The following is a 21,651-nucleotide window of genomic DNA, read 5'->3' as shown; positions in this document are numbered from 1 at the left end:
CGCTGTCCGCGCTGTGGTTCGAGTACATGCCCGAGTAGACGGCCTCTCCGCCCGGGAACCTTCCCTCGCGAGCAGACGTGAAACTGCCTACTTTGCGCCGAAAAGCGACAGTTCTGTGTCTGCTCGCGAGTGGTCGCGCTAGCTAATAGAGCGCGTTGGCCAGGTTGCGCCGGCCGGCGATGACCTCCGGATCGGCCGGGTCGAACAGGTCGAACAACTCGATGAGGCGGGTCCGCACCTTGGTGCGGTCGTCGCCTGCGGTCCGCTTGACCAGCCCGATGAGCCGATCGAAGGCAGCGGCGACGTTCTGCTGCAGCACCTCGACGTCGGCGGCGGCGAACGCCAACTCGATGTCGTCGGGGGCCGCGTCGGCGGCGGCGATCGCGTCGGGCGTCTGCGAGGTGGCGCGCTGCAGGAAATCGATCTGACGGACGGCGCCCTTGGCCTCAGCGTGATTGGGGTTCGCATCGAGGATCGCCTGGTATGCGGTGCGCGCGGCATCGAAGTCGCCTTCGTCCAGATACGTACGCGCCTGGGCGAGTTCGGGATCGACCTCTTCGGCCTCCTCCACCTCACCGCTGCCGGGCAACTTGCCCGCGACCGCGTTCAGCAGCGAGTCGACCCAGCGGCGCAACTGCTCGGGCGGCTGCATGCCCTGGAAGCTCGCCAGGGGTTGACCGGCGGCCAGCGCCACGACGGTCGGGATCGCCTGAACGCCGAACATCTGCGCGACGCGCGGGACGACGTCGACGTTGACCGTCGCCAGCGACCACTTGCCGCCGTCGGCGGAAGCCAGTTGGCCGAGGGCATCACCCAGCTGGACGCTGGCGTCGCTGCGCGGTGACCAGAGCAGCACCACGACGGGAACCTGGTTCGACCGGACCAGCACCTCGTTTTCGAGGTTGGCCTCGGTGACCTCAACACCACCCGAGGGCGCCGACGCACCGCCGTCACCCGTGGAGGGCCGCTGTTTGAGGGCGGACAGATCAACCGCACCGGCCATGGAGGCCGCGATAGAGGGGCGTGGACGACTCACGCCCATAAGTTTGTCACGTCGTTTCGGGTACCGGCTGCCCCGGTTGCGCGACGGCCGTGACCGCGGGGGCCCCCAATCGGCCGGTGCGATCCGCCCACATGAGGAAGATCACACTGGCCAATGGCACGATGCTCGCAACGATCCCCAGCAACCAGGTGCCCGCCGCCCACCGAAAGGCGATCGCCGCCAGAATTCCGAGCACGACGAAGGCGACGAAGACCGCCCCGTGCACCGGCCCGAACACCTTGACGCCGAGCTCGGTGTGCGGCGTGCCGACGTACTTGAAGTACATGCCGATCAGCAGTCCGACCCAGCTCACCGCCTCGAGCAGGGCGACGAAACGAAACCACCCGGCGACGGTGCGCTGGTTCAACTGGCGAGTCATGGCCGCCATTGTGCCCGAAAGCCGGGCCGATTACTACGCGGCGTCGTAGGCCCTACGGCGCGCGGAGGATCAGCGCATCGCCCTGACCGCCGGCCCCGCACAGCGCCGCGACGGCGTAGCCGGAGCCACGCCGGGACAGCTCGAGTGCGGCGTGCAGAGTGATCCGGGCGCCGGACATGCCGATCGGGTGGCCGATGGCGATCGCGCCGCCGTTGACGTTGACCTTCTCGGGATCGACGCCCAACTCCTTGGTCGAGGCCAGCGCGACGGCGGAGAACGCCTCGTTGATCTCGAGGACGTCAAGCTGATCGACGGAGATGCCCTCGCGCGCAACGGCCTTCTTGATGGCGTTCGCCGGCTGCGATTGCAGCGTGGAGTCCGGGCCGGCGACGACGCCGTGGGCACCGATCTCGCAGAGCCAGGAGAGCCCGAGTTCCTGCGCCTTGGCCTTGTTCATCACGACGACGGCGCAGGCACCGTCGGAGATCTGCGACGCCGACCCGGCGGTGATGGTTCCGTCCTTGCGGAACGCCGGCTTCAGGCCGGCCAGCGACTCGACGGTGGTGTTGGCACGGATGCCCTCGTCCTCGGAGAACTCCAGCGGGTCACCCTTGCGCTGCGGAATCTGTACGGGCACCACCTCGTCGGCGTAGACGCCGTCTTTCCATGCGGCAGCGGCCTTTTGGTGCGAGCGCGCGGCGAACTCGTCCTGTTCGGCGCGGGTGAACTGGTCGACGTCGTTGCGCTGCTCGGTGAGCGCGCCCATCGGCTGGTCGGTGAACACGTCGTGCAGACCGTCGTAGGCCATGTGGTCCAGCACGGTGACGTCGCCGTACTTGTAGCCCGAGCGGCTGTTCATCAGCAGGTGCGGCGCCTGTGTCATGGACTCCTGGCCGCCGGCCACGACGACGTCGAACTCGCCGGCGCGGATCAACTGGTCGGCCAGGGCGATCGCGTCGATTCCCGAGAGGCACATCTTGTTAATGGTCAGCGAGGGGACGTCCCAGCCGATACCCGCCGCGACGGCCGCCTGGCGGGCGGGCATCTGCCCGGCGCCCGCGGTCAGGACCTGGCCCATGATCACGTACTCGAAGGCGGAGGCGGGCACGTTGGCCTTCTCGAGGGCCCCCTTGATCGCGATCGCGCCGAGATCGCTGCCCGAGAAATCCTTCAACGAACCCATCAACTTGCCGACGGGCGTGCGCGCTCCAGCAACGATCACCGACGTGGTCATTTACTACCTCCAAAAGTGGGTATAGCCATGTGTGTTCCATGACACATTCCGCAAACATCTGTCTCAAGGTTACCGTTACGTTATGACCACCGAACACGTAGACGCACGTCCCGCGCTCGCGAGCGCGCTCGTGACGGCGATCGATCACGTGGGGATCGCAGTGCCGGACCTCGACGCCGCGATCAAGTGGTACCACGACCATCTCGGGATGATCGTGCTGCACGAGGAGATCAACGAGGACCAGGGCGTGCGCGAGGCCATGCTCTCGGTGCGTGGCGCCCCGGTCGGCAGCGCCCAGATCCAGTTGATGGCGCCGCTCGACGAGACCTCGACCATCGCCAAGTTCCTCGACAACCGCGGCCCCGGCCTTCAGCAGCTCGCCTATCGCGTCAGCGACATCGACGCGCTCAGCGAGCGCCTTCGCGCCGACGGCGTGCGGTTGCTCTACGACGCGCCGCGCCGTGGCACCGCCAACTCGCGGATCAACTTTATCCATCCCAAGGACGCCGGCGGAGTGCTCGTCGAGCTCGTCGAGCCCGCAGCGGACGCGGAGCACTAAGACCACTTGCGAGTCGGGCCTCGTGTGCCCCGGTGCGCCCAGCACGGCGTGTGCCAGTGTCGACGCTCGTCGAGCGCCCGCTCCCCCTCCTCGGCCGGTAACACCACGAGATGCGCTGTCCCGGGCCGGATTTCATGGTCACATCCCGGGCACCGGTACGTTTTCGTAGCGCGCGCGGCGGCGATCGGGCGCACCTCGTATTCGTAGCCGTCCGGCCCGATCTCGATCCGGCGGGGCGCTGGCAACGGCGGCGGACGCTCGGAACGCCGATGAGGGCGCTTACGGGGCATCAGAACAGCCGGAACTCGTCGCTGTCCATGCCGCGCATCTTGTCGTAGTCGAGCGTGAGGCAGCGGATACCGCGGTCGGTGGCCAGCGTGCGCGCCTGCGGCTTGATCTGCTGGGCCGCGAAGACGCCGCTGACCGGGGCCAGCAGGCTGTCGCGGTTGAGCAGCTCGAGGTAGCGGGTGAGCTGTTCCACCCCGTCGATCTCGCCGCGGCGCTTGATCTCGACCGCGACGGACCCGCCGTTCGGGTCGCGGCACAACAGGTCGACCGGGCCGATCGCGGTCATGTACTCGCGGCGGACCAGCGTGTAACCCTCCCCGAGCAGCTCGACGTGCTCGGCCAGCAGCTCCTGCAGGTGGGCCTCCACGCCGTCCTTGACCAGACCGGGATCGACTCCGAGCTCGTGGGTGGAGTCGTGCTCGATGTCCTCGACGGTGATCCGCAACTGCTCCCCGGCCTTGTTTTCGACCACCCACACCGTCTCGGGCCCCGAGGTGTCCTCGGTGAGCCGACAGGGCGGGCTCATCCAGTTCAGCGGCTTGTAGGCACGGTCGTCGGCGTGCACGCTCACCGAACCATCCGCCTTGATGAGCAGCAGCCGACGCGCCGAAGGCAGGTGTGCGGTCAGTCGTCCGACGTAGTCGACGGTGCACTGGGCGATCACGAGACGCACCCGACCACCTTAGGTGGCCGCTCGGCAATTTAGGCTGAGGGGACGATGACCGCCAATAGGAGCGTCGCGCACAGGCTGGGTCGCGTCCTGGAGAAGGTCACCCGCCAGAGTGGACGGCTGACCGACGCCCCGGACTACGGGTCGTGGCTGCTTGGCAAGGAATCCGAGAGTCAACATCGGCGGCGCATCAGGATCCAGATCATTCTGACGACGATCGTGGTGATCGCCAACCTGATCGGCATCGGCGTCGCCGTCCTCGTTGTGACCGTGACGTTCCCGGTGCCCAGCGTCTTCGACCCCGATGTCCGCTGGATCACCGCGATCGTGGCGCCCGCCTACATCCTGGCCGCACTGGTGGTCGGCGTCATCTGGGCGACCCGCCGGGTGATGAACAACGTGCGTTGGGCCATCGAGGAGCGCACACCCACTCTGCGCGATCAGCGCAACACGTTTTACGCGCCGTGGCGGCTCACCCGGGTGCTGCTCGCGCTGTGGGGCGTGGGCACCGCCTTGATCACCCTGCTGTACGGCTTGGTGGACGTGAACTTCATCCCGAAGGTAGCGCTTGGCATCAGCTTTCCCGGCATCGTGGTGTCGGCGAGCTGTTACCTCTTCACCGAGTTCGCGCTTCGGCCCGTCGCCGCCCAGGCGCTCGAGGCCGGCCGCCCGCCGCGCCGCTTCGCCGCAGGGATCATGGGCCGCACGATGTTGGTGTGGGCGTTGGGATCCGGGGTCCCGGTGCTCGGCATCCTGCTCGCAGCGATCATCACCCTGGCGCTGCGCAATGTGACCCCCACCCAGTTCACCGTCGCCGTGATCATCCTCGCGCTGTTCGCATTGGCGTTCGGTTTCGTGCTGATGTGGATCCTGTCGTGGCTGACCGCGACGCCGCTACGGACCGTGCGCGCCGCGCTCAAACACGTCGAACGCGGCGACATGAACTGCGATCTGGTCGTTTTCGACGGCACCGAACTCGGTGAGCTGCAGCGAGGATTCAACTCGATGGTGCAGGGGCTCAAGGAACGCGAGCGCCTGCGCGACATCTTCGGACGCCACGTCGGCCGCGAGGTCGCCGCCGAGGCGGAAAAGCAGCGACCCAAGCTCGGCGGCGAGGAGCGTCACGTCGCGGTGATCTTCGTCGACATCATCGGGTCGACGAAGTTGGTCACGGCCAAACGCGCCACCGAGGTCGTCGACCTGCTCAACCGGTTCTTCGCGGTGGTCGTCGAGGAGGTCGACCGCCACCACGGCTTCGTCAACAAGTTCGAAGGTGACGGTGCGCTCGCGGTGTTCGGCGCCCCGGTGCGGCTGGAGAACCCCGAGGATTCAGCGCTGGCCGCCGCCAGGGCGATCGCCCGCCGCATCCACGAGGAGGTGCCCGAGTTCGACGCCGGCATCGGGGTAGCCGCGGGCGAGGCGGTGGCGGGCAACGTCGGCGCCAGGGAACGCTTCGAGTACACCGTGATCGGCGAGCCCGTCAACGAGGCGGCCCGGCTGTGCGAACTGGCCAAGGAGACACCGGGTCACGTCCTCGCCAGCGCGGACGCGATATCCGGTGCGGGCGAAACCGAGTGTGCACATTGGCGATTGGGTGACGAGGTGACACTGCGCGGGCACGACGAGCCGACGCGGTTGGCCCTACCCGCCTGACACGCCCAGCGCGGTCGCCGCGGCGCGGAGTGCCTCGTCGAGGCTGCCGAACACCCGGGCGACCGTGCCTTCCGTCGGAGTCGCCTCCAGAACCCGGTCGGGATCGACGACGAATCCCTCCTTGCCGGCGGCGACGAGCGACTCGCGCATGCCGGCGAACATGCGACGCGCAGCGTCGTCGATGTCGTCGACCCGGGACAACTCGAGGATGGCGACGTCGAACGCGTCGCGTTCGCGTTCCACCCTGCGCAGCACCTGTTCGGCCCCCGCGAACAGCAGGTCACCGTGCAGCTCGAAGATCCGCACACCCGCGGCGGCGTCGTACGCGTTGCGAATCGTGGAGCGCGATTCGCGGGTGTGTGCGAGGAAGTGCAGCCCCAGGTTCGCCGACAGGCTGCGGCACACCTGTACGCCCCGCACGCTGTTGCCCTTGGCGTCCAACAGCGGTGAGTACACCCCGATGCCGAGCTGTCCCGGCAGCACGGCCGCAATGCCGCCGCCGACACCGCTTTTCGCGGGCATGCCGACGGCGCTCACCCAGTCGCCGGTCGCGTCGTACATGCCGCAGGTGGTCATCACGCTCAGCGTGCGTTGCACGACCGCCGCGGTGGTGACGCGCCGTCCCGCCACCGGTTCGACGCCACCGCGTGCGAGGGTCGCGGCCATCCTTGCCAGATCCGTGCTCGTCACCTTGATCGAGCACTGGCGGAAGTAGACGTCGAGAATCTCGTCGGGGTCACCGTCGAGCACACCGAAACTCTGCAGCATGTAGGCGATCGCGCGGTTGCGGCTGCCGCTGGCCTGCTCCGAGGTGTAGACCCCATGATCGACGGCGAGTTCACGGCCCGCGAACGTCGAATAGAACTCGTGGATCTTGGCGAACCGATCGTCGGCGGTGGCCCCGGGGACGAGGGAGACCGCGGCGATCGCACCCGCGTTGATCATCGCGTTCTTCGGCGTCTTGGTGCTTTTGTCGACGCTGATCTCGTTGAATGCCTCGCCAGAGGGTTCGACACCGATCCTGGCGTCCACGGCGGCCATGCCGATGCACTCGAGTGCGAGGGCGTAGGTGAACGGCTTGGACACCGACTGAATCGTGAATTCGATTCCAGTGTCACCGGATTCGTAGACATAGCCGTCGGCCATGGACAGCGACAGGCCGAATCCATTGGGGTCGACGCGGTCGAGTTCCGGGATGTAGTCGGCCAGCTTGCCGTCGTTGTTGTCGGCTTGTTCCGCGCGAATCTGATCCAGGTACCGCTGCACCAGTTCGGCCATGAGCGAATCCTAGGACGGCACCCAGTTGCCGTGGAAGCCCGCGGGCACGCGGTGGGGCAGCTTGATGCTCGCGACGTCTTCGAGGGTCTGCGCGTCGAGCAGCGCCAACTCGCTACGGTCGGTGCGACGGTCGTAAACAAAGCCCATCAGCACACCGTCATCCTCGGCGGCGTCGGCCGACGACGGTTCGAAGACGAACTCCCCGAGCACCTTTCCTGTACCGAACGACCGCGACTGGGTGCGGTCGCCGACGAAGTCGTGTTTGAGCAGGACGTCACCGGCCTCACCGTCTGCGATGTTGGGCGCGTACCCGTAGCGGTGGCGCTTACCGACGCGGCGTTCGTCGACACGCGGGAACTCCTGCCCACGATCGTCGATGCGCGATTCGCGGACCTTGCCGTCGGCGAGATCGACCGTCCACCGATCGAGCGTCGGGGGTCCCTCGTCTGGGCCGAGGTGGTTGGTTTCGAACATCTTCGGATGCCTCACGACGTCGAGCACGATGGTGCCGTCGTCGTCGTAGGCGTTCATCGGATGGAACACGTAGCAGGGTTCGACGTCGAACCAGCGCACGTCGGAGTTGCCTCCGTCGCGTGGCATCACTCCGATCCGCGCGGGATACCGCGGATTCCAGGAGTACGGAAACCGGCGATCTTTCGTCTCGCCCCGTGGTTGCCGCGCGCTGATCGGGTCGGGAATGCGCACCCGCCCGATGAGGGACGACAACACGAGCCGCGAGACGAGGCGCAGACCGCGCGGCACCGTCATCTGCACCGCCATGTCGGCGTCGAACGTCACCGGCAGGTCGTAGAACACGACGTGGCCCTCGGTCAGCGAGAAGTCGTGCATCATCGGGCTGCCCGCGACCTCAACGTCGACGGTGCGCCGTGCGCGCCCGTCAGCGCCGATCACGGAGTACTGCACGGTGTTGCCGCGGTACATGCTGTACGAAACGGCGTGCAGCTCACCGGTTTCCGGATCGCGCTTGGGATGTGCCGTGTACCCGCCGGTCAGCGTGCCGTCGAAATCACATGCCCCGACGGTGTCCAGCTCGTCGGTGAGTTCGACGGTGGTGACACCGGACTCGATCAGCGCCAGCGTCTTACCCGCATGCCCGATGACATTGGTGTTCGCACCGATGCCCGAGATCGGGAAATGGCCTTTCGGCGGCTTCTCCCCCAGCGCCCTGGCGGTCTGCGGACCGCGGACCCACCGGTTTCGGTACCACTCCGCCCGCCCATCGCGGATGCGGATGCCGTGCACCATTCCGTCGCCGATGAACCAGTGGTACAGCTCGGGATCGAGTTCTCCGATCGGGTTCGGCCCGTTGCGCAGGTACCGGCCATCGAGGTGATCGGGAATCGTCCCGGCGACCTCGAGGTCGGTCAGCGTGTGCTCTGCCTGGATCGGCGCGAAGGCGCCTTCGAGGTAACGGTTCGTCATCGGAACACCCCTATAACAGCGTTATGGTGTGTTCTGTATAACACCGTTATGGCAGCATGGCAAGGGTGAACGGCGGTGGTCCCGGGGAGCAGCTGGTCGAAGCCGGCATCCGCATCCTCGAACGAGACGGTCTGGCCGCGCTCAGCGCACGCAAGCTAGCCGCCGAGACCGGAACCTCCACGATGGCGGTGTACACGCATTTCGGTGGGATGTCGGGGCTGATCGACGCGATCGCCGGGGAATCGTTCGTCCGCTTCACGCGCGCGCTGACCGAGGTGCCCCAGACCGATGATCCCGTCGCCGACTTCTTCGTGATGGGCGGGCGCTACCGCGAATTCGCGCTGCAGAACCCGCAGCGCTACCAGATGATGTTCGGCACCGCGGCCGAGTCGTTGAACCGGTATCACGCCGACCTCACCGTCACCGGCAGTGCGACCGCCCGCAGCGAGTGGGCGATGTCGTTCGAGGCGCTGCTGGACGGCGTGCGCCGGATGATCGAGGCCGGCCGCATCCGCGACGACGGCGAGGCCGCCGTCGCCGGGCGGCTGTGGAGCATCAGCCACGGTGCGGTGCTGCTGGAGATCGCCGGCTTCTTCGGACACCAGGGCCACGGTCTGACGCAGATACTCGGCCCTCTGATCGTCGACACGCTGGTCGGCATGGGCGACGATCGGGAACGAACGATGCAGTCACTGAGTACCGCGCTGGCCACGCTGCCCGAACAGTAGGCGTTCCGGCGTGCGCTACCCGCCGCAACTCAGGCGAGCCGTTCGAGTTCGATCGGCAACGAGTCGGCGGGGGTCGGCCCGGTGCCCCACGTGAGCGGGACGCGGTACCCGTCGGGGACGCTCCATCGGAATCGGCGCAACAGCTTGTGCATCACGGTCTTGACCGTCATGTCGGCGAACTGCTGGCCGATGCACTTGTGGGCGCCGCCGCCGAACGGCGCGAATGCGTACCGCTTGACGGCCGCGCGGTTGTCGGCGTCGCTGAACCGCGAGGGGTCGAACGTGTCGGGGGCGGGCCACCAGTCGGGCAGCCGCATCGACGCGTGCACGCTGATTGCGATCTGACTCTTGCGCGGGATGTAGTGTCCGCAGATCTCGGTGTCGCGGATGGCCTGGCGGAACAGGGTTCCGGCAGGAGCGTACATCCGCAGGACCTCCTTGAACGCCGCGTCCAGCATCGGGTACCGCTCGAGATCGTCGAGGGTGGGCGCGTCGATCGGGCGATCGACCGCCTCTTCCCGAAGAATGTTCTGCCAGTGTGCGTTTCGGCCCAGCTCGTAGACGAGCATGGCCAGCGCGATCGCCGTGGTGTCGTGAGCGGCCATCAGCAGGAAGATCATGTGGTTGACGATGTCGGCGTCGGTGAAGCGTTGCCCGTCTTCGGATTCGCTGCGGCACAGCATCGAGAACAGATCGGTGCCGTCACCCCGGCGGCGGTCCGCGATCTGCCCGCCGAAGTAACGCTCGAGGCGCTTACGCGCCCGCAGGCCGCGCGCCCACGTCCCGCCGGGCACGTCCGCGCGGATGATCGCCTGGCCGCCGTGGACTGTGTCGTGGAAGTCGCCGATGAGTTGATCGGATTCCGCGCCGAGTTCGGTTCCGACGAACACCTCGGCGGCCTGTCGCAGGAGCAGTTGCTTGATCGATGGATACATCGGGAAGTGGGTGGCCGGTTGCCATGTCGTCAGGCCGCGGTCGATGCCGTCGGCGGTGCACGCGAGGTAGGTGTTGAGCGCCGTGCGCGTGAACGCCCGCTGCATGATGCGTCGATGATCGCGGTGTTCCTCGAAGTCGAGCAGCATGATGCCGCGGTGGAAGAAGGGACCGATCACCGGTTGCCATCCGCGCGTACTCGACAGCGCCTTGTCGCGATTGACCCACGCGGCCTCGAGCGCTTGGGGTCCCATCAGCGCCACGACGCGGAACCCCACGCCGCCGGCCCACGACACCGGGCCGTACTTCGCGTAGCGGCGCCGCGCGAACTCCAGCGGATCGGCGAGTGAGGCGAGGACGTGGCCGAGGTACGGCGCACCGTAGTTGCCCATCACCGGGGCCAGACCCGACCCGGCCGGCGGCGTGGCCAGCGGGCGGTCGGGGCTCGGCCAGCGGTCCGCGATCGACGCGCCGATTCCCTGAAGTCGTTGCCGCGCCTCGACCAGTGAGGTCGGCGGCGCGACGGCGTCCACGAGGTTGATCATCGGCCGAGCCCTTCGTCGACTATCTGGTACGTAACCGTGCCAAATTTGCCGAACTGTTGTCAACGGCTTCTCCATCGACGCGTCGGGGGTGCGACGATCGACCCATGGCCCCGTCGTCGCCGCGCAGCTACGGAGGCGTTTCCGGTGTGGAACGCCGCCAGCAACGCCGGACACGCCTGCTCGAGGCGGCCCTGGAGGTGATGGGCCGCGACGAGTGGCGCGACATCACCGTCGAGCGGCTGTGCGCCGACGCCGGACTCAACAAGCGGTACTTCTATGAAAGCTTCGCTGATGTCGACGCAGTGGCCGACGCGGTGATCGACGAGATCGCCGCGGCGGTGCGCGAGGCGACCGTGACGGCGGTGGCCGCTGCGCAGTCGGAATCTCTTGCGCATCAGGCGTTCGTGGCTGTGAGCGCCCTCGTGCACAGCCTGGTCGACGACCCGCGTCGGGCGCGGGTGCTGTTGGGTGGCGTGGCGGCGACTCCGGCGATGCGCGTACACCGGGTGGCGGTGATGCGCAGCCTGACCGGTGTTCTGATCGGTCACGCGCGCACCGTCCACGGTGTAGAACTCGAACACGATCCGCTGGCGTTGATCGCGCCCGCGTTCGTCGTCGGCGGCACCGCCGATGCGATCTTGGCCTTTGTCGATGGAAGCGCCCGCATCACGGTGGACGACCTTGTCTCGCAACTGACGACGCTGTGGTTGATCACCGGCGACGGCGCCGCCGGGGTCGCGCGTGCGCGGCTCGCCGAGGAACGCGACTGACCGCGGCGAGGTCGAGTTCCGCCGCAGATCGTCGATAAAAGGGGCGCCTCAGCTGTCGGTGTGCCCCTCTTCCGCCGGCAGAGGCGGCGGCAGGGGCTTCGCGGACGTCGTAGGCGTCGAATCCGCTGGGGGCGGCGACATTCCGGGCCCCGACGGAGATGAGGAAGAGGAAGCGCCGTGGAAGTCGAGCCACGCTTCGTCACGGATGACCCGCGAGCCCTCCGCGAGGACCAGCGACTTCTCCGAGACGGTGTAGGTGAAGCCGTCGTTGTAAACCGTGAATGTATCGCCCGATTTGGTGGCCATTCTGATCAGTTTCGCGCCGTCGCGCAGCCGCACGCCACGGTATTCGTAGCTGCCCTTGGGAGTCTTGCAGATCGCCACCCGCGAGGTCGCGGTGCTGCCGTAAACCACGGCCTCGTCGGACGCGGCGCAACGCGCGGTCGAGTCGACGTAACCCTGGGCATCCGTCGCCGGCGCTGCGAGCGCCGGCGGCACGGCGAACACGGCCGCGGTCGAGCATGCGGCCACAGCGCTAAGGAGGAACAAGGTTCGTTTCGACATCGCTTCCACGACACCACGACATTCGTCGTTGCGCACCTGAGATCGAGAAGCACGCTCGAATCGTTAGCACGCCGAAACCGGTTCGTTAGCAGGGACTTCGATGGTCCCGCTCAGACGGGCGTGAACCGGACGGGAAGAGAGGACAGGCCCGAGGTGAGGCTGGTCGCCGCCCACGTCTCCGGGCCGGCCTGTTCGATATCGGGCAGCCGAGTGAGCAACTCGCGGATCATCACCGCGCCTTCCGCCCGACCCAGATGGGAACCGACGCAGAAGTGCGGGCCGCCGCCCCCGAAGGCAATGTGCTCGCCGCGCTTACGGTCGATGTCGAACGCTTCGGGATCGTCGTAGACGCGTTCGTCGCGGTTACCGGACCCGTAGTACATCACCACGCGCTCGCCCTTGGCGATCGGTTGCCCGGCCAACTCGGTGTCCTGGGTGGCCAGGCGTCGGATGTACACCACCGGCGAGAGCAGCCGCAGCATCTCCTCGATCGCCCCGGGAAGCAGCCCATCGAGATCGGCGGTCAGGCGCCGACGCACGTCGGGATGGTCGAACAACAGCTTCATCCCGCCCGATATCAGGTTGCGTGAGGTGTCGAGGCTGCCGTCGCTGAGGAGGATGAAGTTGCCGATGAATTCCATGTCCGTGATCGGGCGGCCGTCGACCTCCATGTTGGCGTAGGCGCTCAACACGTCATCGGCCGGATTCGCCTTCTTCGCGGCGAACGCCTCGAAGCCCATGCCGGCCATCTCGATGAACGCGGCGTGAAAAGCCTCCTCGCCCACGATGTCTGGGGAGCTGTGCGTGATCATGAACAACTCATGGAGGCGGTGGCCGTGTTCGCGAGGGATGCCGAGCAAGGCTGCCGCCGTGTACCCGGCCATCTGCCCGGCGAGTTCGACGACGTCGCACTCCCCTAGACCGGCCACCTCGTCGACGATCCCGGTCGCAAGTTCCTGCAGGTTCGGGAGCATGTGCTTCACCCGCGCGGGGACCAGTCGTGGGGCGATCACCTTGCGGAAGTGTGCATGCCGCGGTGCGTCCATGGACAGGAAGCCGACCTCGATCTCCGCGTCGACGATGCCGACCGACGGCGAGGACTGGAACAACTCGGGATGGTGCTCGATGTAGCGGATGTCGGCGTTGCGCGTAACCGCCCAGAAGAAGCCGCCGTCCGGCGCTGGGTGCCTGTAGACGGGCGCGTTGGCCCGAAGCCACCGGTACTGCTCGAAGGGGTGGCCGCTGCTGAACGACTTGGCCGAGTACAGATCGATCGGGATCTCCGGCGCCGGGGCGTCGAGTGTGCCGGTCATTCGCAACCTCCGAGTTCGAGTGCCGCCGGGCTGCGTCGCGGACAGCGTCCGACGGCGGCCAGTCCGAATACTGTCATATTTGAGGTGTTTGACGCTAGGGTGCTTTGCATGTCCGCGCCGACGGCACCGCACCCGCTGCGCGACCGTTGCGCGATCGTCGGCATCGGCGCCACTGACTACAGCAAGAAGTCCGGCCGCACGGAACTGGCGCTTGCGGCGCAGGCCTGCACGGCCGCGATCGCCGACGCGGGCCTGACACCGGCCGACGTCGACGGCATCGTGCGCTGTGAACAGGACACCGTGCGCCACAACGACCTGGCCGACGTGCTCGGCCTGCCGGCCCTGACCTACTGGGGGTCCACGGGCACCGGCGGTTCGGCCCCGGCCGGGATGGTGGCGCAGGCGTGCGCGGCGATCGCCGGCGGGTTGGCCCGGTCGGTGCTGGTGTTCCGATCCCTCAACGGGCGCTCGGGGGCGCGTTTCGGCCGCGGACGACGACAGAGCATGCCGGTCGGGGGAAACGGCTCCTACGACGAGTTCTTCCTGCCCTACGGTCTGATGGCGCCGGGCCAGATGTTCGCCTTGATCGCGCGCCGTCACATGATCGAATTCGGCACCGAGCCGGAGCATCTGGGCGCCATCGCCGTAGCCTGCCGCGAGCATGCGAACGCCAATCCCGCCGCGCAGATGCACGGCAGATCGATGACGTTGGCCGACTATCTGGACTCCCGGCCGGTGACCGATCCTCTGCGCCTCTACGACTACTGCCTGGAAACCGATGGCGCCTGCGCCGTCGTGCTGACTTCGAGTGAACGCGCACGCGACACTGCCGCACCGCCCGTGTCCATCCGCGCGGTGGCTCAGGGCGCCGATGCGTATCAGCAACCGGGGCTGGTGTTTGGCGCACTCATGCGCGAGAGCCTCGTCGAGCAACCGTCGAAGCGGACCGCCGAGACCCTCTACAGCAGAGCCGGTTTGGGGCCACAGGACATCGACGTGGCGCAACTTTACGACTGCTTCACCATCACCGTGCTGCTCCAGTTGGAGGACTACGGCTTTGCCGCCAAGGGCGAGGGCGGACCGTTCGCCGCGAGTGGCGCACTGCGCCCCGGCGGCGGCCTGCCCATCAACACGGCGGGCGGCAACCTGTCGGAGGGCTACATCCACGGCCTCAACCATGTGGTGGAAGGGGTTCGACAGATCCGCGGGACGTCGACCAGCCAGGTACCCGGCGCCGAGGTGTGCCTCGTGACGTCCGGCCTACCGACCGCGACCGGCGCCCTGATGCTCACCACCGGAACCTAGGGCTGCCATGACCGACGCGCCCTCCCCCGTGGTGGACGACCCCGACACCGGCGGCTTCTGGCAGGCAGCACAACGCGGCGTGCTCGCGGTCCAGCGGTGTGACACCTGCGATTCACCGGTCCACCTGCCCCGGCCGCAATGTCCTCGCTGCGCGTCGACCGACCTGAACTGGCGCGAGGTCGACGGCGCGGCGACGCTGTATTCCTGGGCCGTCGTCCATCATCCGGTACATCGCGCGTTCGCGGTTCCGTACACGATCGCGCTGGTCGCGCTCGTGGCGCATCCGACGGTCCGACTGGTCGCGCACCTCGATGGTGCACCGTCGCTGCGCGAGGGGCAGGGCATGCGGTTCGTCACCCGCCCCGATGCGGCGGGCGTACTGGTACCGCAATGGGTGCCGATCCCCGACAGCGCGGAAGGAGACTGACGTGACCAAGGTGCTGGGTGGTGTGCGCGTACTGGAGGTGGCGCTCTACGGGTTCGTACCGGCCGCGGCCAGCGCCCTGTCGGACTGGGGCGCCGACGTCGTCAAGGTCGAGCATCCCGAGACCGGCGACCCGATCCGCGGACTGGCCGCGTTCGGGGTCAAGCCGGGCGACGGCGGCGTGACGATGTTGTGGGAGGTACTCAACCGCGGAAAGCGTTGTGCGGGAATCGACATCGCGCATCCCGACGGATACGAGGCGCTGATGTCCCTCGTCGAGCGGGCCGACGTCTTCCTGACCAACTTCCTGGGGCCGGCCCGGCGACGGCTGCGTATCGACGCCGAACACGTCCGCGCTCGGAATCCGCGCATCATCTACGCCAGAGGAACCGGTCACGGTGTACGCGGGCCCGACGCCGACCGCGGCGGTTTCGACGGGATCTCCTATTGGGCCAGAGCGGGTCTGGCGACCGCGGCCATGCCCGCGGACTACGACTATCCGATCAACCTGCCGGGCCCGGCGGTCGGCGACATCCAGGCTGGACTGAACCTCGCGGGCGGTATCTGCGCCGCGCTGTACAACCGCGAGCGCACCGGAGAGGGTGCCGTCGTCGATGCGTCGCTGTTGTCGGCGGGCTTGTGGGCCATGCAGTCGAGCATCGCGGGCAGTTACGTCACCGGTCGCGATCAACTGGCCAAGGGTGATCGACGTCGTCCGGGCAATCCCCTGGCCAATGTGTACCGAACCGCCGACGACCGTTTTGTCTTCCTCGCCATGCTCGAAGCCGACCGGTACTGGCCGGGCTTCTGCCAGGCCGTCGGCCGGCCCGAGTGGATCGACGATCCGCGGTTCGCGACCGCCTCCTGTCGACGCAAGAACATCGAGCGGTGCGTCGAGCTGCTCGACGAGCTGTTCGCCAAAGAACCGCTGGAGCACTGGAAGTCCGTCCTGGACAACCAAGAAGGCCAGTGGAGCATTGTGCAGTCACCACGTGAGACGCTCAACGACCAGCAGGCCTGGGACAACGGCTTCTTCACGATTGTCGACTATGACAACGGCGCTCGGCTGCCACTGGTGCCGGCACCCGTTCAGTTCGACGAGGCCGCAACCGATCTGGAGCCCGCACCGGGACACGGCGAGCACACAGACGACCTGTTGCGCGCCTGCGGTTACGACGACGAGACGATCATGAACTTGAAGATCGGCGGCGCGATCACCTGACCGCGCCGGCTTTCGGTCTAACGCGGGAAGTGGAACAAGGTGCGCGCATTGGTCTCGGCGATCATCGCCACCTCGTCGTCGGGCACGCGGGCGAGAGCCTCGGCGGCCCGCTTACGGCAATTCGGCCAGTTCGAATCCGAGTGCGGGAAGTCGCTTTCCAACATGATGCGGTCGACTCCGATCTCGTGCCGGCTCTCCACACCGTGGTCGTCGTCGATGAAGCAGGTCCAGAAGTGCTGATGGAACAACTCCGACGGCCGCGCATCGAAGTCGATGTCCTGGTAGTAGCGGTGCCGCTCCCAGGTGAAGTCCGTTCGTTCCAGCATGTAGGGCACCCAGCCGATGCCGCCCTCGGCCAAAGAGAATTTCATGTTTTCGAACTGCTGGAGCTTGCCGGACAACAGCAGGTCGACCGTCGTCCACCACGAGTTCGTGGCGAAGACCGCGATCGCCACCGCGAACGGAGCGGCCTTGCTCTTCATCGTCTTCGGGGCGAACGGCGCGCCGGAGAACGAGAAGCCGGGCACATATCCGCCGGCGCCGAAGTGCAGCGACACCGGAAGGTCGGCATCGGAACACACCTGCCACAACGGATCCCAGTGATCGGTGTGGAACGACGGGAGGCCGAATACCGATGTGGTGTCGGGGAAGGAGATGGTTCGCGCGCCCTTCGAAACGAGGCGTTCGGCCTCGGCCACCGCCGCGTCGATGTCCCAGAACGGCACCATCCCCAACGGGATGTATCGGTCCGGGGCCGTGGCGCACCACTCGTCGATGTAGAAGTCGTTCCACGCCTGCATGCACAGCGCCGCGAGGTCCTTGTCCTTACCGCGGAAGAAGGTGCTTCCCGCGAATCCGGGGAATGACGGAAAGCACAGCGCGGCATGCACACCGTCGACATCCATGTCCTTGACCCGCATCGCGGGGTCGTAGCACCCGGGGATCATGTCCTCGTAGCGCACGGGATCGACACCCCACTCCTCTCGCGGCTTACCCGCGACGGCGTTGAGCCCGATGGTGGGAAATCGTTCGCCGTTGTAATGCCATAACTGGCTTCCGTTGACCTCCTTGATCTGGGGCGCGTCCTCGCGCCACCGTGCGGGTAGCCGGTCGAGCCACACGCGGGGGTGTTCGACGAGATGATCGTCGACGGAGATGATCTGGTGTTGTTCCTGCAGCGGCATCGCATCCTCCTGATGCCGGCGTCGACGGAAGGGCTCGGCGTCCGTCGTAACGGCGACGGCTCAAATATACCTATATTTGGCCTCGGCACAAGGCTTCCACCAGCGCCGGAGTACGCTGAATGTCCGACTATTCAGACCCTTGATCCCACCTCGAGGCGGTATCTCCGATGTCGATCGACGACTGCCTGGCCGACGATCCGCGCCACGAGATGATGGCCCGGATTCGTCGCGGCAAGCTCTCGTTGGGAATAGCTCAGGACATCGTCCGGCGGATAGCGCTCGACCAGCTCTCACCCGGTAGCCCGCTGCCCACCGAACAGGCGATGGCCAGCGAGTTCGGTGTCGGACGGGCGTCGATCCGTGAGGCGCTGCGGGTGCTGGAGCTCCAGGGCATCGTCGAGATTCGTCGCGGCAACGGCGGCGGCCCGGTCGTCGGGCGCCGCGGTCCGCAACGCTTCGGCGAGACGATGACGATGCATCTGCAGCTCGCCCGCGCCACGATGCGCGACGTCAACGAGTCGATGATCTACCTGGAACCGCTCGCTGCGGAACGGGCGGCGCTGCGGGTTCGGGACGGATCGGCCGACCCCGACATCGTCGGGCAGATGGTCGAGGAGAGCCGCCGCGGCATGGCCCGGGTGACCGAGGAGAGCCTGTCCAGCTACGACTACGTCGACTCCGGCAGTCGCTTTCATGTATTCGTCCGCGACATCTGTCCGAACCCCGCGCTCGACCTTCTCACCGAATCGGTGAGCCACATCTTTTCGAGCCGCACCGCCCAGGGCGGGGCCAACCTGTTCAGCGACATGACCAGGACGCGGCTGCACTTCGACCACATCCGCATCGCCGATGCCATCGAGGCGGGTGACCCCGACGCGGCGCGTGAGCTGATGCGTGAGCACATGACCGTTGCGTCGCAGGCGATTTTCGACGTCGCTCCCGACCTGGCGGACGACCTGGTCGACTGGCAGTGACAGGGCCGCGGACCGGCTCGCTTCGCTTGCGTTACACGTTGCAGAATCCGGCGTCGACCGGAAGGCACACGCCGGTGATGTAGCGCCCCCGCTCAGAGACCAGCCACGCCACGGCGTCGGCGATGTCTTCGGGTTGAAGGATGTTGACGTCAGGCAGGAGATTGCGGAGGTTCGCCAGCGGCCGCTCGGCGACGGTTGCGATCCAGTTCATGAAAGCCTCGTTGCGCGTCATGCCGGAGTCCACACCGGTAGGCAGGATCGCGTTGACGCGGATGTTGTGCGGACCAAGCGAATTCGCGAACACCCGCATCAATCCGAGGATTCCGGCCTTCGCCGCCGTATAGCCGTCGAGACCACCCCATCCGCCGGTGAAGCCTTTGACCGCTGCCGTGGAACTGGTCAGCACCACGGCGCCGGGTCGGCCGGCCTCGACGAGCGCGGGCGTCGTAGCCTTCACGGTGTTCCACACTCCGGCCAGCATGATGTCGACCGCATCCTTGAACGCGCGGGCCTCGTCGACGTCCGACGGGTAGGCACATCCGCCGGCGTTGGCGATCACGATGTCCGCACAGTCGACACCCAACTCCTCGACTCCGCCCGAAAAGGCTTGCTGGACTTGGCCGAAATCGCGGACGTCGGCGACCTGGAGGCTGGCGCGACGTCCCGCCTTCTCCACCAGGCGGCAGGTGTCCTCGAGCTCGTCGCGCGTACCCATCGGGTAGGGAATGGTCTCGATGTCGGCGCAGATGTCGACGGCGATCACGTCGATACCGTCGGCGGCCAGACGCGCGGCGTGGGCCCTGCCTTGGCCGCGAGCCGCCCCGGTGATGATCGCGACGCGCTGCCCGCCAGCCATCGGCCTCCGCATTGCTGAAATATACGACTGTTTGAGCCAACGGTGGGCAGCACCCGTCGTCAAGCAATTCGACGCCGACACCGTGGAATCGGACCCGCCGCGCACCCCGACGACCATGTCGGTTTTCCGCCAGTCTTGTCGGTGCGTGCGTGTAATGGTGAAAGGCATGCACGACGATTTCGACCGCTGCTACCGAGCCGTCCAATCCAAGGACGCCCGGTTCGACGGCTGGTTCGTCACCGCGGTGCTGACCACCAAGATCTACTGTCGGCCGAGTTGCCCTGTTCGTCCGCCGTACGCGCGCAACATGCGGTTCTACCCGACCGCGGCGGCCGCCCAGAAGGCCGGTTTCCGCGCCTGTAAGCGCTGCCGGCCGGACGCCTCCCCCGGTTCGCCGGAGTGGAACGTTCGGGGCGATGTCGTGGCGCGGGCGATGCGGCTGATCGCCGACGGTGTCGTCGATCGCGAGGGTGTCACGGGGCTGGCCGCCAAACTCGGATACACGACGCGCCAGCTCGAGCGACTCCTGCAGGCGGAGGTGGGCGCCAATCCGCTTGCGTTGGCGCGGGCGCAGCGGTCGCAGACGGCGCGGGTGCTCATCGAGACCACGGAGTTACCCTTCAGCGACGTCGCGTTCGCGTCGGGGTTCGCCAGCATCCGCCAGTTCAACGACACCGTCCGCACGGTGTACGACGTGGCGCCCACCGTCCTGCGCGAGCGGGCGCGGGCACGGTTCGGCGGGGGCGACGGCGGTGCCGGAGCCATCTCCCTGCGGCTGCCGGTCCGTACACCGTTCGCATACGAGGGGTTGTTCGGCCATCTGGCGGCCAGTGCGGTGCCCGGTGTGGAGGAAGTGCGAGACGGCACCTACCGACGCACGCTGCGGCTACCCAACGGCTGCGGAATCGTCGCGCTCACACCGCAACCGGACCACGTGCAATGCCGGGTGGTCCTCGATGACTTCCGTGATCTGGCGACGGCGATCGCCCGCTGCCGACGGTTGCTGGATCTCGATGCGGATCCCGAGGCGGTGGTAGATGCGCTCGGCGCCGATGCCGACTTGAGCGCCTTGGTCGCCAAGGCCCCGGGCCAACGGATACCGCGGACCGTCGACGAACAGGAACTGGCGGTGCGGGCGGTGCTCGGACAGCAGGTGTCGGTCAAGGCGGCACGTACGCATGCCGGCCGACTGGCTACGGCTTACGGTGAACCAATCACCGACGTGAATGGTGGTCTGACACATGTGTTTCCCGCCGTTGAACATCTCGCCGAGATCGATCCGGCACATTTGGCGTTTCCGAAATCACGACAGCGTTCACTGACGGCGCTGATCCGCGCTCTGGCCGCGGGTGATGTGGTGTTGGACGCGGGTTGCGATTGGGACAGCGCGCGTGAGCGGCTCCAGGCTCTGCCGGGGATCGGCCCGTGGACAGCGGAGATCATCGCGATGCGCGGCCTGGGCGACCCCGACGCCTTCCCGGTGACCGATCTCGGTGTGCGGCTCGCAGCCGAACAGCTGGGTCTGCCCGGCGATGCGCGTGCGCTCGCCGAGCACAGCGTCCGCTGGCGACCGTGGCGTTCGTACGTCACGCAGCACCTGTGGACGGCGCTCGATCATGCGGTCAATGTCTGGCCGCCGAAGGAGAAGTGATGACAGTCTTACGATTTCGTACGATGCAGAGCCCGGTCGGTCAGTTGACGTTGGCAGGTCGCAATGACCGGCTGATGCATCTGAGGATGGTCGATCAGACCTACGAGCCGAGCCGCGAAGGCTGGGTTGCCGACGATGGGGCGTTTCCTGACGCGGTCGAACAATTGCAGGCCTATTTCGCCGGCGAACTGACCGAGTTCGATCTCCGACTCGACATGGTGGGCACGGCGTTTCAGAAGAAGGTATGGGCTGCGCTACTGACGATTCCGTATGGAGAGACACGGTCGTACGGTGAGATCGCCCACCAGATCGGGGCACCCGGCGCCTTTCGGGCCGTCGGTTTGGCCAACGGGCACAACCCGATTGGGATCATCGTTCCGTGCCATCGCGTCATCGGCGCGAACGGGAGCCTGGCGGGGTACGGCGGTGGTCTCGATAGAAAGCGAGCGCTTCTCGAGATGGAGAAGAGCAGGGTGTCGCCGGCGTTGACGCTCTTCGACTGAACCGACTGGACACACAAATGCCTGTGGCCCCCAATCGAATTGGGGGCCACAGGGCTTAATTTGTGTTCGGCGGTGTCCTACTTTTCCGCCCGTGTGGGGCAGTATCATTGGCGCTGGCAGGCTTAGCTTCCGG

The 21,651-nt window shown here is 66.9% G+C and carries 22 protein-coding genes; 10 read left to right on the top strand and 12 right to left on the bottom strand.

What is annotated here, in order from left to right:
- Positions 1 to 142: 142 nt before the first annotated feature.
- The 3 genes from A5752_RS02380 to A5752_RS02370 are packed head-to-tail and all read right to left on the bottom strand — an operon-like array spanning position 143 to position 2,655.
- Positions 143 to 1,036: a tetratricopeptide repeat protein gene (locus tag A5752_RS02380; RefSeq protein WP_156613554.1), complete on the bottom strand. Its 894-nt coding sequence runs from the start codon at positions 1,034 to 1,036 to the stop codon at positions 143 to 145.
- Positions 1,037 to 1,049: 13 nt separating this feature from the next.
- Positions 1,050 to 1,430, bottom strand: coding sequence for a DUF3817 domain-containing protein (locus tag A5752_RS02375; protein WP_156613552.1), 381 nt, complete (start codon positions 1,428 to 1,430; stop codon positions 1,050 to 1,052).
- 43 nt (positions 1,431 to 1,473) lie between these two features.
- Entirely contained in the window at positions 1,474 to 2,655 is a 1,182-nt protein-coding gene (locus A5752_RS02370) for an acetyl-CoA C-acetyltransferase (RefSeq protein ID WP_067081530.1), read from the bottom strand.
- A gap of 82 nt (positions 2,656 to 2,737) precedes the next feature.
- On the opposite strand from A5752_RS02370, the gene mce reads away from it, so the two are divergent.
- Positions 2,738 to 3,214 carry a methylmalonyl-CoA epimerase gene (gene mce / locus A5752_RS02365; RefSeq protein WP_067081527.1) on the top strand — a complete coding sequence of 159 codons (477 nt, stop codon included), beginning with the start codon at positions 2,738 to 2,740 and terminating at the stop codon, positions 3,212 to 3,214.
- Here mce and A5752_RS27855 read toward each other — a convergent pair.
- Together A5752_RS27855 and nucS are read right to left on the bottom strand one after the other, a co-directional pair.
- On the bottom strand, positions 3,211 to 3,504 hold the full coding sequence (locus A5752_RS27855) for an Rv1322 family protein (protein WP_082950718.1): 294 nt from the start codon (positions 3,502 to 3,504) through the stop codon (positions 3,211 to 3,213). The two genes, mce and A5752_RS27855, sit on opposite strands and share 4 nt — an antisense overlap.
- Entirely contained in the window at positions 3,504 to 4,175 is a 672-nt protein-coding gene (nucS, locus tag A5752_RS02360; protein WP_067081524.1) for an endonuclease NucS, read from the bottom strand. Before nucS ends, A5752_RS27855 begins: the two co-directional genes overlap by 1 nt.
- 45 nt (positions 4,176 to 4,220) lie before the next feature.
- Between nucS and A5752_RS02355 the strand changes: the two genes are divergently transcribed.
- Complete coding sequence (locus A5752_RS02355) at positions 4,221 to 5,825, top strand: adenylate/guanylate cyclase domain-containing protein (RefSeq protein ID WP_067081521.1); 1,605 nt, start codon at positions 4,221 to 4,223, stop codon at positions 5,823 to 5,825.
- Here A5752_RS02355 and glsA read toward each other — a convergent pair.
- Entirely contained in the window at positions 5,814 to 7,103 is a 1,290-nt protein-coding gene (glsA, locus tag A5752_RS02350; protein ID WP_067081519.1) for a glutaminase A, read from the bottom strand. The two genes, A5752_RS02355 and glsA, sit on opposite strands and share 12 nt — an antisense overlap.
- A 9-nt stretch (positions 7,104 to 7,112) precedes the next feature.
- Positions 7,113 to 8,546, bottom strand: a complete 1,434-nt coding sequence (locus tag A5752_RS02345; protein WP_067081516.1) for a carotenoid oxygenase family protein — start codon at positions 8,544 to 8,546, stop codon at positions 7,113 to 7,115.
- Between the two features lie 56 nt (positions 8,547 to 8,602).
- Here A5752_RS02345 and A5752_RS02340 point away from each other — a divergent pair, with 56 nt between their 5' ends.
- The gene (locus tag A5752_RS02340; protein ID WP_067081513.1) at positions 8,603 to 9,274 is read left to right on the top strand and encodes a TetR/AcrR family transcriptional regulator; all 672 of its coding nucleotides are present in this window, start codon (positions 8,603 to 8,605) and stop codon (positions 9,272 to 9,274) included.
- A gap of 29 nt (positions 9,275 to 9,303) precedes the next feature.
- On the opposite strand, the gene A5752_RS02335 is transcribed toward A5752_RS02340, so the two are convergent.
- Positions 9,304 to 10,752: a cytochrome P450 gene (locus A5752_RS02335; RefSeq protein WP_067081510.1), complete on the bottom strand. Its 1,449-nt coding sequence runs from the start codon at positions 10,750 to 10,752 to the stop codon at positions 9,304 to 9,306.
- A 104-nt stretch (positions 10,753 to 10,856) separates the two neighbouring features.
- Here A5752_RS02335 and A5752_RS02330 point away from each other — a divergent pair, with 104 nt between their 5' ends.
- Positions 10,857 to 11,522 carry a transcriptional regulator gene (locus A5752_RS02330; protein WP_067081499.1) on the top strand — a complete coding sequence of 222 codons (666 nt, stop codon included), beginning with the start codon at positions 10,857 to 10,859 and terminating at the stop codon, positions 11,520 to 11,522.
- A 48-nt stretch (positions 11,523 to 11,570) separates the two neighbouring features.
- Here the strand turns inward: A5752_RS02330 and A5752_RS02325 are convergent, their stop codons facing one another.
- Both A5752_RS02325 and A5752_RS02320 read right to left on the bottom strand, forming a co-directional pair.
- Positions 11,571 to 12,086 carry a hypothetical protein gene (locus A5752_RS02325; RefSeq protein ID WP_067081541.1) on the bottom strand — a complete coding sequence of 172 codons (516 nt, stop codon included), beginning with the start codon at positions 12,084 to 12,086 and terminating at the stop codon, positions 11,571 to 11,573.
- Positions 12,087 to 12,196: 110 nt separating this feature from the next.
- The gene (locus A5752_RS02320) at positions 12,197 to 13,399 is read right to left on the bottom strand and encodes a cytochrome P450 (protein ID WP_082963707.1); all 1,203 of its coding nucleotides are present in this window, start codon (positions 13,397 to 13,399) and stop codon (positions 12,197 to 12,199) included.
- Between the two features lie 108 nt (positions 13,400 to 13,507).
- Here A5752_RS02320 and A5752_RS02315 point away from each other — a divergent pair, with 108 nt between their 5' ends.
- Genes A5752_RS02315 through A5752_RS02305 form a run of 3 tightly spaced genes read left to right on the top strand, consistent with a single transcriptional unit; the run spans position 13,508 to position 16,350 of the window.
- Positions 13,508 to 14,704 carry a thiolase C-terminal domain-containing protein gene (locus A5752_RS02315; protein ID WP_067081497.1) on the top strand — a complete coding sequence of 399 codons (1,197 nt, stop codon included), beginning with the start codon at positions 13,508 to 13,510 and terminating at the stop codon, positions 14,702 to 14,704.
- 7 nt (positions 14,705 to 14,711) lie between these two features.
- Complete coding sequence (locus A5752_RS02310; RefSeq protein ID WP_067081495.1) at positions 14,712 to 15,131, top strand: Zn-ribbon domain-containing OB-fold protein; 420 nt, start codon at positions 14,712 to 14,714, stop codon at positions 15,129 to 15,131.
- 1 nt (position 15,132) lies between these two features.
- Complete coding sequence (locus A5752_RS02305) at positions 15,133 to 16,350, top strand: CaiB/BaiF CoA transferase family protein (RefSeq protein ID WP_067081492.1); 1,218 nt, start codon at positions 15,133 to 15,135, stop codon at positions 16,348 to 16,350.
- Positions 16,351 to 16,367: 17 nt separating this feature from the next.
- On the opposite strand, the gene A5752_RS02300 is transcribed toward A5752_RS02305, so the two are convergent.
- Positions 16,368 to 17,534 (bottom strand): amidohydrolase family protein, encoded by a 1,167-nt coding sequence (locus A5752_RS02300; protein ID WP_067081490.1) that lies wholly within the window; start codon positions 17,532 to 17,534, stop codon positions 16,368 to 16,370.
- Between the two features lie 167 nt (positions 17,535 to 17,701).
- Between A5752_RS02300 and A5752_RS02295 the strand changes: the two genes are divergently transcribed.
- Positions 17,702 to 18,508 carry a FadR/GntR family transcriptional regulator gene (locus A5752_RS02295; RefSeq protein WP_067081485.1) on the top strand — a complete coding sequence of 269 codons (807 nt, stop codon included), beginning with the start codon at positions 17,702 to 17,704 and terminating at the stop codon, positions 18,506 to 18,508.
- A 31-nt stretch (positions 18,509 to 18,539) separates the two neighbouring features.
- On the opposite strand, the gene A5752_RS02290 is transcribed toward A5752_RS02295, so the two are convergent.
- Positions 18,540 to 19,376: a mycofactocin-coupled SDR family oxidoreductase gene (locus A5752_RS02290; protein ID WP_156613549.1), complete on the bottom strand. Its 837-nt coding sequence runs from the start codon at positions 19,374 to 19,376 to the stop codon at positions 18,540 to 18,542.
- A 154-nt stretch (positions 19,377 to 19,530) separates the two neighbouring features.
- Here A5752_RS02290 and A5752_RS02285 point away from each other — a divergent pair, with 154 nt between their 5' ends.
- Positions 19,531 to 21,015 carry a DNA-3-methyladenine glycosylase 2 family protein gene (locus tag A5752_RS02285; RefSeq protein ID WP_067081534.1) on the top strand — a complete coding sequence of 495 codons (1,485 nt, stop codon included), beginning with the start codon at positions 19,531 to 19,533 and terminating at the stop codon, positions 21,013 to 21,015.
- On the top strand, positions 21,015 to 21,518 hold the full coding sequence (locus A5752_RS02280; RefSeq protein ID WP_067081535.1) for a methylated-DNA--[protein]-cysteine S-methyltransferase: 504 nt from the start codon (positions 21,015 to 21,017) through the stop codon (positions 21,516 to 21,518). Before A5752_RS02285 ends, A5752_RS02280 begins: the two co-directional genes overlap by 1 nt.
- Positions 21,519 to 21,651 lie beyond the last annotated feature (133 nt).

Origin of the sequence: Mycobacterium sp. 852002-51961_SCH5331710, assembly GCF_001665535.1 — a bacterium.
GTDB lineage: Bacteria > Actinomycetota > Actinomycetes > Mycobacteriales > Mycobacteriaceae > Mycobacterium.
Note: the sequence above shows the minus strand (reverse complement) of the source record. Positions and strands in the feature narration are given on the sequence as shown.

Bases quoted from the DNA above. Each gene is read 5' to 3' on its own strand.
- A5752_RS02375 (WP_156613552.1), bottom strand. From the start codon at position 1,430: ATGGCGGCCATGACTCGCCAGTTGAACCAGCGCACCGTCGCCGGGTGG.
- A5752_RS02370 (WP_067081530.1), bottom strand. From the start codon at position 2,655: ATGACCACGTCGGTGATCGTTGCTGGAGCGCGCACGCCCGTCGGCAAG.
- mce (WP_067081527.1), top strand. From the start codon at position 2,738: ATGACCACCGAACACGTAGACGCACGTCCCGCGCTCGCGAGCGCGCTC.
- A5752_RS27855 (WP_082950718.1), bottom strand. From the start codon at position 3,504: ATGCCCCGTAAGCGCCCTCATCGGCGTTCCGAGCGTCCGCCGCCGTTG.
- A5752_RS02355 (WP_067081521.1), top strand. From the start codon at position 4,221: ATGACCGCCAATAGGAGCGTCGCGCACAGGCTGGGTCGCGTCCTGGAG.
- glsA (WP_067081519.1), bottom strand. From the start codon at position 7,103: ATGGCCGAACTGGTGCAGCGGTACCTGGATCAGATTCGCGCGGAACAA.
- A5752_RS02345 (WP_067081516.1), bottom strand. From the start codon at position 8,546: ATGACGAACCGTTACCTCGAAGGCGCCTTCGCGCCGATCCAGGCAGAG.
- A5752_RS02340 (WP_067081513.1), top strand. From the start codon at position 8,603: ATGGCAAGGGTGAACGGCGGTGGTCCCGGGGAGCAGCTGGTCGAAGCC.
- A5752_RS02335 (WP_067081510.1), bottom strand. From the start codon at position 10,752: ATGATCAACCTCGTGGACGCCGTCGCGCCGCCGACCTCACTGGTCGAG.
- A5752_RS02330 (WP_067081499.1), top strand. From the start codon at position 10,857: ATGGCCCCGTCGTCGCCGCGCAGCTACGGAGGCGTTTCCGGTGTGGAA.
- A5752_RS02325 (WP_067081541.1), bottom strand. From the start codon at position 12,086: ATGTCGAAACGAACCTTGTTCCTCCTTAGCGCTGTGGCCGCATGCTCG.
- A5752_RS02320 (WP_082963707.1), bottom strand. From the start codon at position 13,399: ATGACCGGCACACTCGACGCCCCGGCGCCGGAGATCCCGATCGATCTG.
- A5752_RS02315 (WP_067081497.1), top strand. From the start codon at position 13,508: ATGTCCGCGCCGACGGCACCGCACCCGCTGCGCGACCGTTGCGCGATC.
- A5752_RS02310 (WP_067081495.1), top strand. From the start codon at position 14,712: ATGACCGACGCGCCCTCCCCCGTGGTGGACGACCCCGACACCGGCGGC.
- A5752_RS02300 (WP_067081490.1), bottom strand. From the start codon at position 17,534: ATGCCGCTGCAGGAACAACACCAGATCATCTCCGTCGACGATCATCTC.
- A5752_RS02295 (WP_067081485.1), top strand. From the start codon at position 17,702: ATGTCGATCGACGACTGCCTGGCCGACGATCCGCGCCACGAGATGATG.
- A5752_RS02290 (WP_156613549.1), bottom strand. From the start codon at position 19,376: ATGCGGAGGCCGATGGCTGGCGGGCAGCGCGTCGCGATCATCACCGGG.
- A5752_RS02285 (WP_067081534.1), top strand. From the start codon at position 19,531: ATGCACGACGATTTCGACCGCTGCTACCGAGCCGTCCAATCCAAGGAC.
- A5752_RS02280 (WP_067081535.1), top strand. From the start codon at position 21,015: ATGACAGTCTTACGATTTCGTACGATGCAGAGCCCGGTCGGTCAGTTG.